General features: G+C 66.6%; 8 protein-coding genes, 1 tRNA gene and 1 pseudogene. 3 read left to right on the forward strand and 7 right to left on the reverse strand.

Translation table 11 applies throughout. From position 1 onward, the window contains the following. The first annotated feature begins 607 nt into the window (after positions 1-607). Both ACY5KJ_RS14230 and ACY5KJ_RS14235 read left to right on the forward strand, forming a co-directional pair. On the forward strand, positions 608-733 hold the full coding sequence (locus ACY5KJ_RS14230; protein WP_462203567.1) for a hypothetical protein: 126 nt from the start codon (positions 608-610) through the stop codon (positions 731-733). A gap of 73 nt (positions 734-806) precedes the next feature. Then, positions 807-881 (forward strand) — tRNA-Arg (locus ACY5KJ_RS14235). Between the two features lie 191 nt (positions 882-1,072). Here the strand turns inward: ACY5KJ_RS14235 and ACY5KJ_RS14240 are convergent. Then, a complete protein-coding gene (locus ACY5KJ_RS14240; protein ID WP_462188614.1) occupies positions 1,073-1,537 on the reverse strand; it encodes a hypothetical protein in 465 nt (154 codons plus the stop codon). A gap of 31 nt (positions 1,538-1,568) precedes the next feature. Between ACY5KJ_RS14240 and ACY5KJ_RS14245 the strand changes: the two genes are divergently transcribed. After that, complete coding sequence (locus ACY5KJ_RS14245) at positions 1,569-1,724, forward strand: hypothetical protein (protein ID WP_462188615.1); 156 nt, start codon at positions 1,569-1,571, stop codon at positions 1,722-1,724. Between the two features lie 94 nt (positions 1,725-1,818). Here the strand turns inward: ACY5KJ_RS14245 and ACY5KJ_RS14250 are convergent, their stop codons facing one another. The 6 genes and pseudogenes from ACY5KJ_RS14250 to ACY5KJ_RS14275 form a co-directional block, all read right to left on the reverse strand. After that, positions 1,819-2,055 (reverse strand): hypothetical protein, encoded by a 237-nt coding sequence (locus ACY5KJ_RS14250; RefSeq protein ID WP_462188616.1) that lies wholly within the window; start codon positions 2,053-2,055, stop codon positions 1,819-1,821. A 192-nt stretch (positions 2,056-2,247) separates the two neighbouring features. Next, positions 2,248-2,484: a hypothetical protein gene (locus ACY5KJ_RS14255; RefSeq protein WP_462188617.1), complete on the reverse strand. Its 237-nt coding sequence runs from the start codon at positions 2,482-2,484 to the stop codon at positions 2,248-2,250. A 115-nt stretch (positions 2,485-2,599) separates the two neighbouring features. Beyond that, a complete protein-coding gene (locus tag ACY5KJ_RS14260) occupies positions 2,600-3,043 on the reverse strand; it encodes a PIN-like domain-containing protein (RefSeq protein ID WP_462188618.1) in 444 nt (147 codons plus the stop codon). Next, positions 3,040-3,714 (reverse strand): DUF433 domain-containing protein, encoded by a 675-nt coding sequence (locus tag ACY5KJ_RS14265; RefSeq protein WP_462188619.1) that lies wholly within the window; start codon positions 3,712-3,714, stop codon positions 3,040-3,042. The genes ACY5KJ_RS14260 and ACY5KJ_RS14265 overlap by 4 nt, the downstream gene beginning before the upstream one ends. A gap of 413 nt (positions 3,715-4,127) precedes the next feature. Beyond that, positions 4,128-7,478: a Swt1 family HEPN domain-containing protein gene (locus ACY5KJ_RS14270; protein ID WP_462188620.1), complete on the reverse strand. Its 3,351-nt coding sequence runs from the start codon at positions 7,476-7,478 to the stop codon at positions 4,128-4,130. A gap of 2 nt (positions 7,479-7,480) precedes the next feature. Next, a pseudogene (locus tag ACY5KJ_RS14275) lies at positions 7,481-8,584 on the reverse strand (hypothetical protein); the annotation flags it as partial. Between the last annotated feature and the right edge of the window lie 68 nt (positions 8,585-8,652).

Raw genomic sequence — 8,652 nt, forward strand, 5'->3', positions numbered from 1 at the left:
ACCTTCCGAGCGATTCCGAGCCCGGACGCTCCGCCGTGGCTCAGGAGCGCCCAGCGTTCCGGTCGCCGGCGTAGCCGGCCCGGCGGGTCTTCGCGTGGGCGGGCTCGACGGACACGGTCGGGCCGTTGACCTGCAGGTTCAGGTTCGCATTAGTGCTGATTGGGTGCGCTCAAACCTTGCCAGCAAAGATCGACATATGTCGTGACCTGCACTTTAAGTGGCCGGGTAGGGGTGGACATCCGAACTGTGGGCAGCCTTCTCGCGGCTCCCAGCGGCGAGGCTGTCTGTGGTACCCGTCGAGAGCGTTCCGAGTAGATTCAAGATTCCCGCGGATGGTGAGGACGCTCGGGCGGTGGGGCCTTCCCCTGGCGGCTCGCGGAGGTTGTGCGACTGTGGGGTGATGGGGAACCGACAGCCGCGGAACCGGGTGCTTGGTGACCGCCTGTGGGATGACACGGGGGGGGAGTGGCGCCGTGTCGCCGGCCAATGGGCCGATGTCGACGAGGTGGAGCGGCGCCTTGCCGATGCACGCGTTGTCCTGCTCTATGGCTTCGGTCGCCCCTTGCAGTGGCTTACTCTCAACGACGCGGCGCATCGTTGAGAGTAGATGCGGCGCCATTTCGGGGTTCCGGGTCAGTGCGGCGCGAGGGGCGACGACCACGATCTCACCTATGCGGCTGCGGTGTGGCACCGTGGCGACGAGCAGCTTCTGGGTTTCGAGGCGTTCTACTGAGGGCCGACGCGAGGGCGCGTCCGGCAGCCAAGCCGGCGGACGACCACGGACGCCGGTGGATGTCGCGGCCGGTGCGTGGCCTGCCACCGGGAGCATCGAGCCGTGCCTTCTAAGCACCAGGTCGCAGGTTCGATCCCTGCCGGGCGCACTCAAACCTTGCCAGCAAAGATCGACATATGTCGTGATCTGCACTTTAAGTGGCCGGGTAGGGGTGGACACCCGAACACGGCCAGAGACTGCAGCGCGTCGACCTGCGACATTGGGTTCGAGTCTTGCTGGGTTCGGCGCCCAAACCCCCGCCGATCAGACGTCCATGCCCGTCCGGACCGAACGGCGTGGTTACAGGACAGCCGCGTCGAGCTGGGCGATGCAGGTGGGCAGGCGCCTGTATTCGGTACGTAGCTGACCGATGTAGGCGCTGAACCCGGCGGCGTCGCCGATGGCGAGGCAGGCAGCACGGAGGTCACGGAACAGGCGGGCCGCTGCTCGGTAGCTGCACTTGTCCGCCGTGGTGAGGACGCGGGCCTCGATCAGCGTGCGGTAGGGCGCCAGCACATCGGCCGGGTGGTTAGTCCACCGCGGCTCCACGATCTGGACGAGCCTTCGTTCGAAGAGCACGTCAAAGTTGTGGAGACCGACTCTCCACGCCTGGTCGGCATCGCCCTCGGCGAGCAGGACAGCCACCAAGCCGCCAGCGAAGGCCGGTCGCCGGTAGACCCGCGCGCGCTGAACGGACGTCGCCCACTCGGCGAGTCCGGTGTCCGCCACGTATCGCCGGCCGGTGTCGAGCAGCCCGGTAAGCACACACCGTGGGCCGACATGCGAAGTCGTCCCTGTGCAGGACTACAGCGGCCGCCCGGTCACCAGCGCCGATCTCCAGGTCGACCAGCAGGTCACGAAAGCGATCAGTCGGCAGCCCACCCTCGTGCTCGGCCAGACCGCGGCGGAGCCAGTCGATCGCTTCGGCGGCCAGCGCAACTCAAGGCCATGACGACCCGCTGATACTGCCTGGAGATACCCGCGGTTGCAGGCAACGATCGCAGCGTTCAGCGCGTTGGATGCGGCCAGCCTGGGCCCTCACAGGCCTATTCGGGCGGAAACCTCTCCGTCATCCAAGCCCATGCCCGCAGCTTTTCGAAGCCAATGTCATTGTTTACCAGGTCAAACACGTCGTCGTCGAGGATCTGATATTCGATGTCGGCGTCGCGCGAGGCCATCATGGCGGAAGGTTTCGCCCGGTTCGACAAGGCGTGGTCGATGCGTTCAAGGAGGAGAGTTCGGGTGGCATCTGCCGGCAGACCGAATAGATCGATACTGACCACCGTACGTAGCAGGCCGGGCCTCTCGCAATCTTCAATCCGAAGCGGAAGGAGCCTACGGTCGAATCTCTCCGGGTCAGCTGCGCGCGCCGCGCGCCATTCCTTAGCTATGGTTAAGATCATCGAAGGGGCAGATCCCGTCTGACGGCTCCTGCTCGACGGATGGGACCAAAGCCTCGCGACCGCGGGACGCAGTCACGAGACCCGGACCGCGTACCGCAAGGCGGGCGTCGCGTTCGTCAACTGGCTCGCGGCACTGCCGCCGACGCTTGGCTCGACGCCGCCGACGGCGAACAGACGCTCGCTGACCATGTGGGCTGGACGACCACCCAGATGATCAAGCGATATGGTGCCGCCGGCTGAGCCCGCCGCGCCCAGAACGAGCACGAACGCCTCGGCCTGGGCGACCGGATCTGACGCGTGATCGCGCACGGAGCGCCGAACGACCCCTGTAGAGGGCCGGGCCGACAACTGCCGCCACTGGGACGGGTGTGACGTACTCGCGACTGCCGGTGGTTCCCGCACCCCTACAGCGAGCCGCTCCCGATCATGGCGATATCTCGACCGGAGTCAGGGAGGTGCGGGTCGCGGTGTAGATGAAGGGGCCGGGCTTGCCCAGGAGGGCTTCGATCGCCCGCCACTGGCACATGACGATCTCCAGTTGGTCCCAGGTGCCTTTCGCCTCCTTGCCGGCGAGCGATACAAGACGGGCGCCGTTCTCCCGGACGGCGTTGATCTCCGATCGTCGGCCCTGGATCGCACTGTCTCGGGTGATGGCGAGCCAGCCGTGTTTGGCGGCGGTGGGAATCCAGACGTCGTCAAGGGTCGCTACATCAGTGATGGGACAGGCTGGACGTTCGCGTTTGAATCGTGTGATACCTGGATCGCCGGGGTAGGTTACGTCCGGCCGTAATCTACCCAGGAGCTTGCCGAGGCCGAGCAGGTCGGCATCGATGTAGAACCGGACGATCGCAGGCCTGAGCCGCGTCACGCCGCCCGGGCGGAGTACTCGTAGGCAAGCGCCCAGCAGACGTCTTGCGCCGTGAGGTCGAAGGCGTTGGCGATCTCCTCGACGTCTTCGTCTGCCTCGACGTGCTCCCACAGCACGACCGTGCTGATCCCGCCGATGGACGGGCTTCCGCCACGCAGGTTCGGGATGCAACGCACCGGGGAGTCGGTGTCGTCGTGTGGGCGCCAGGCCGCGGCGAGGTCGTCGTCACCCCAGTCGATCCGCTGGATGAACGCGTCGGCGGGGGGCAGCAGCAGCATCTGGCCACGGACGTCCGAGACGAGGCAGAATTCGGGAGCGAGGCCAGCTTCGTCCTGCGCCTGGAGCACGAGGGTCTTCCCGGAGACCAACGGTCTGCGGTCCGCGAGCGGGTAGGGGACGCCGAAGTCGTCGCGGAGCTTGTCGATGAACGCACGTAGCTCGGCCATCGGCACCCTGCGCTGGCGGTACTCACGCAGCAGCGCGGCTTCGACGAACTCACCCCAGGTCACGGCGGCCCCGCGGCCGCGGGGTTCCTGACGGATCACCGGCCGGTACAGGCGACCGCGCCGCTCGCCGCCCTCAAGCCAGTAGACGAGAGTGCTCTGCGGGACCCGCAGTAGCGCCGCCGCCACCGCCAGCGAGTACATCTCCCGGTCCAATACTGATATCACAGTTTTCCCCCACAATGACGCTTTCCGCCCCACAATCGAATACGAAGCATGACAGTTTGTGTTCTGGTTGGGGTAGCGTATCGGCTCCACCAGGCCAGCTCGGTGTTTCTGCCAGGTCGACTGGCCATACATGTCGCCTTGCGGCACTCTCAGGCCCCCGTCGTACCCCGCGGCCGGGACCTCGACGCGTCAGTCCTCGCCACGCCACCCCGGGCGGTTGGTGTCGAGCCATGCCTCGACTTCGACGACCGGGGCCCGCAGCCGTATCTGGTGACCGAGTATGTCGAAGGACCCACGCTGCATTCGTGGGTCCGGCGGACCGGCCCCGATGCGTGGCTCAACCCTGGAGCAACTGGCGATCGCCCACACCCGAGTTCCGCCGCAGGGTGCTCGACCTGATCGACACCGGCCGTTCAGCTCTCCTCGAAGCCCGACTGGTCGAACTTTAAGGTCCCGGCGTTCTCGGAGACGGTGCGGACTTGGCCTTCCTCGAAGCCGGTGCTCTTCGTGGCTTCGATCTCGATCTTCACGACGAGCTCGGTGCCGTCCTGGCGGAGGTTGGCGATGATCTCGTCGGCGACGTTCTTGAAGTCGAGGGCGATCTTGTCGGAATTCAGAGTCTTCACGCCGTAGAACCGCGTCTTGACCTTGCGATGGTAGACGCCCGGGTGGTCGGGGTCCGGTTTGAAGGGCTTCTTCGCGTCGTCCTCGCTCGGGCTCTCCGTCAGGCCCGGCGTCGCCGGGACTTCGGCGTCGCGCTGCTGGGCGGCGATGTCGGGACGCACCAGGAGCAGCGAGTCGGTGGCCGCCGGTGCGGCGCCCTTGTCCTCGGGCGTCCAAAGTCCGAGGTAGCGGCCGGCGGAGTCGTCATAGCCGGCGGCGAGCGCGAAGGCATCGGTCTGCCAGATCATCGGCAGGTCGATGATGCCCTCGTTGAGAACCGTCCTGTCGCGCAGGCGAGGCATGTAGGGGTACTGGCTGTAGAGCGCCCACAGAGCGCCGAGCGAGACCTGGCCGTCCTTCCAGATCTGCGGGACCTTGCTGATCGCCAGGCGGATCGTCGCCGCGGCCTGCCTCGTCGAGAGGTCGCCGTCGTTGCCGAGGCGGCGGGACACCCGCTCGGCGAGCGAGGTGGACTGCCCGTCGGCCTTAGCCTCCCGGATGACGAACGGCGCGCTCGGGTCCGGCTGGGCCGGGACGAGCGCCCAGGTGAAGGTCTGCAGGAGCCTGGCCGTGACGGTCTGGTCGGCCTGGGCCTGGCGCTGGGCGGCCTGCTTCTTCTGGTTCTGGGTCAGGTCGAGGTCGGCCTCGTTGTCGAGAACGTGCTTCCAGCCGAGGTAGTCGCGGGTGGCGGCGTCGAGCTCCCCCAGCCGGACCTCGTCGGGGGCGAGGTAGACGAGCATGTTGCGGTTGGTCCGGTTGGAGCTGCCGCGCTGCTCGGTCGCCTTCTGCGCGAAGCCCTTGGCGACCGACTCGGTGCCCCGCTTGTGGGCGAACTTCGGGTGCAGGATGACGAGGCGCGCCTCACCGGTGTCCGGGATGTCGGCGTCGTTCTCCGGGCAGACGTGGACGCCGGCGAAGTCGCCCTTCAGGCGGCCCTGGCCGAGCAGCCGCGTGACGATCTCCTTCCACACGTCCTCTTTGTGGAGCCGCTCGGCCTGGTCCTTGGCGGTGCGGGTGATGTTGGGCTGGAGATCGTACCAGTGCTTGCCGGACCCGGAGTAGAAGTAGGTCGCCCGGTCACCAAGCTGGGTCAGCGCGGAGTGGAAGTTACCCGGGACGTCGCCGGGAATCGCGGTGCCGAGGAAGACCCGCTGGGTACCGATGCCCTTGTGGACCGAGCCGGGTGCGATGGTCGGGGCCGCGCCGAAGAACACCGTGCGGGCGAGCCGCTTGGTCAGCGCTCGCTGGCCGAACAGCGGCTTCTCCTTGTCGATGCGCGCCGGCTCGGAGTTCGGGCCGTCGACATCGGCGTCGATGATCGCCTTCCAGGAGTCCTGGAGGTACTGCGTCAGCTCGGCGTTCACGTTCGCGGTGGCGAGCGGGATCGAACCCGGCATGATCAGCGGTGACGCGTCCTCGCCCGTCCAGAGCGCGTGGATCACCGTGCTCATCAGCCGCAGCACACCGCGGGTGCGCTGGAATCGCTCCAGCGAGGACCACTCCTCGTAGAGGGTGTCGAACAGCTCCGGGCGGATCGGGTAGGTCCACCTGATGCAGTACTCGTACAACGTCTCGCGTGCCTCACGCGGGAAGTCATCGGTGTACTTGCGGTACAGCTCCACGTACGCCTTGGCGGTCGCTCCGATCGAGGCGAGCGCGGCGGCGTCAGGTTGCTTGAACAGCCGCTGCCTGACGATGTGGTAGGCCTCGTCCGACGACGCCGGGCGCCACTGATCAGCCACCCGGCGCACGACGTTCTGGAGCCGCTTCAAAGCTTCCAGGCCGTTGGCGCCGCCGACCTCCTCGGCGTTCCCGGCCACGATCTCCGAGTCGACCCCGCTCTCAGAGGCAGGAATCGAGATCGCGAGCAGGACGCCCGAGGTGCCCTTCGCGGCCTCGGTCAGCGACTGGGCGAAGGTGAACTGATCGTCGAACGTGCCGCCCGCAAGGTCGTCGCGGCCCACGAGTGAGCGGGCGTAGGCGACCCACTCGTCGATCAGGATGACGGCGGGCGCGTACTTCGCCAGCAGCGTGTGGAGCGCGTCGCCGGGATGGGTGCGGTTGCTGTCCGCGGTGGCGACGATGGCGTACGCCTCGGCACCGCCGAGCTGCCAGGCCAACTCACCCCAGATCGTGTTGACGTGGGTGCCGTCGTCCTTGGTGACACCGGACGGGCTGAGGTGGTTGCCCACGATCGTGACCCGGTTCACCTCGGTGCCGGGGTAGCCGTTGGCGGTGAGCAGTTCCTGGGTCTCCTGCGGGAACTCGCCCACGGGAAGTCCGGCGGCCACGTGCCACAGCGACAGCATCGAGTGCGTCTTGCCGCCGCCGAAGTTGGTCTGAAGGTTGATAACCGGAGAGGCATTGTCGTCACCCGAAAGACGCCGCACGGCGCGGCCAATCAGGTCGCAGAGACCTTCGGTAAGATAGGTGCGCTTGAAGAACTCGACCGGGTCGGCATAGTCGGAGTCGACCTCGCCGCCGACGGCAACCTTGTAGAGGTCGGCCGCGAACTCGGAAGCGTGGAAGTTGCCGGTCGCGACGTCATCGTGGGGCTGGAGCACTTCGCGCCACGGTTTGAGGCCGGTGGCCTCGGGGTTGTCGACCGCGGCCTCGAGGACCTTCTTGTCGTCCTTGTCGGCGGCCACGCGACGCAGGTTGAGCCGGATGCCGCGGACCTCGTCGGTCTCGGCGTTCGCGCCGATGAGCTTGAGCAGGCGTTCGCCCGTGTCGAGTGCGCGGTAGGCGTCGTCGTCGCTGAACGAGCCGTTGTGCGCCCACGCGTTGCGCACCTCGCGCAGCTCGCTGGCGTAGGTCTCGCCGACGCGCCCGACGGCCTGATTGAACGGGTACCAGCCCTGCTTGTAGCCGCCGGTGATGTTGCCCTCGGTGAGCAGGCGGAACTGGACCTGCGGGTCGAGCGGGTCGTAGCTCTTGCTCGCGGGGGCGCCGTTCTTAAGGTCCTTCGCCTGGACCAGCTTCGTCCACTCAGCCCCCAGCGCCGGGTCGGCCTGTCCGATCACCGACGAGATGAAGTCGTCCAGCGCCGGGGCGAGGACCTGGAACATCCGGTCGATGCGGTCGCGGTTGCTCAGCGCCATGTCTACTCGTCCTCGTCGAAGTCGATCGCGAACTGCGTCTTGGTGGGCTTCTTCTGGGTGCGCGCGACCTCCAGAATCTCCGGCCAGCTCGTCACGAGGCTATTGAAGCTCAGAGCGTCCTTCGTCCAGCCATTGCCCTCCGCGATGCGGAAGAGAAGGTGTGTGAGCTCCTTGATGAGGTCAGCATCGACGGCGCCGTCTGGGCGGCTCAACGCCGCCTGGAGGAAGTCGCCCGCCGGGATGATACCGTCCCGTTCCAGCACCTTGATCAGATGGTGGAGGGCCTCCCAGTTGCTGGTGTGGCTGTCCTTCAGCACGTCGTAGTCCCACGACAGGTCGGCGGGCTTGATGAGCTGCACGTTGCCAGCCCGGCTCGTCAGAATCTCCTCCCGGTCCATGACGTCGACGCTGGTGTTGCGGGCCCGGGCGAGGTTGTCAGCGTCGCCGAACTTGCCAACCCCGTAGCCATGCTGGCGATACCACGCGATCGCGAACCGGGAGGTCGAGTCGAAGTCGCCCTCCTGCTCGGCCAGCACCACATCGAGGATCTCATTGATCCGCGCCAAGGCCGAGCGCACGGTCATTTTCTTGCCGTCGGGCTCAAGGACCGCGCTGTACCGGCTGAACACCGCCATCCCCGGCCCGATCGCCGCCTGCGGCAGGTCCACCGGCGCGATCTGCCCCTGCTGCAGCTTTCGAAGCGCGTCCGGTAGCTCCGCCCCCAACGCCGCGATGAACCCACGCCGGTCCGTCGTCGGCGCTCCCTCGGGACGAGGGCGCAGCGATAGTACGATCGAGGAGGCCAGCGCATTGGAGCTAGTTGCTCGGAGACGTCCCGCACCCTCGGTTCGCATCGGCCAGGTTGATGTAATCTCCCAGCCGCCACGGATCATGCCTTCGAGTAGAGTTTCCCAGCCGCTCGACGCCTCCCCGAAGTCGTCCACCTCAGACTGTTTGAATGCGTAATAAACCGTGATCGGGTACCGCTTCGACGCAAAACCACGCGCCCGAGAAAAGACCTTACGAAATCCGTCCTCGAAAAACTCCTTGGCCTCGTCGGCGCCACCGCGGAGGAACTGATTTGCAACGAGTTCCTCCGCCTTAGGGGGTCTTCGAAGTTAACCGGGGTGGGCGTGAAACCCCAGCCAGTTTGGTAACTGTGCGTAATGTTGGC

The organism is Frankia sp. CcWB3, from assembly GCF_977927595.1.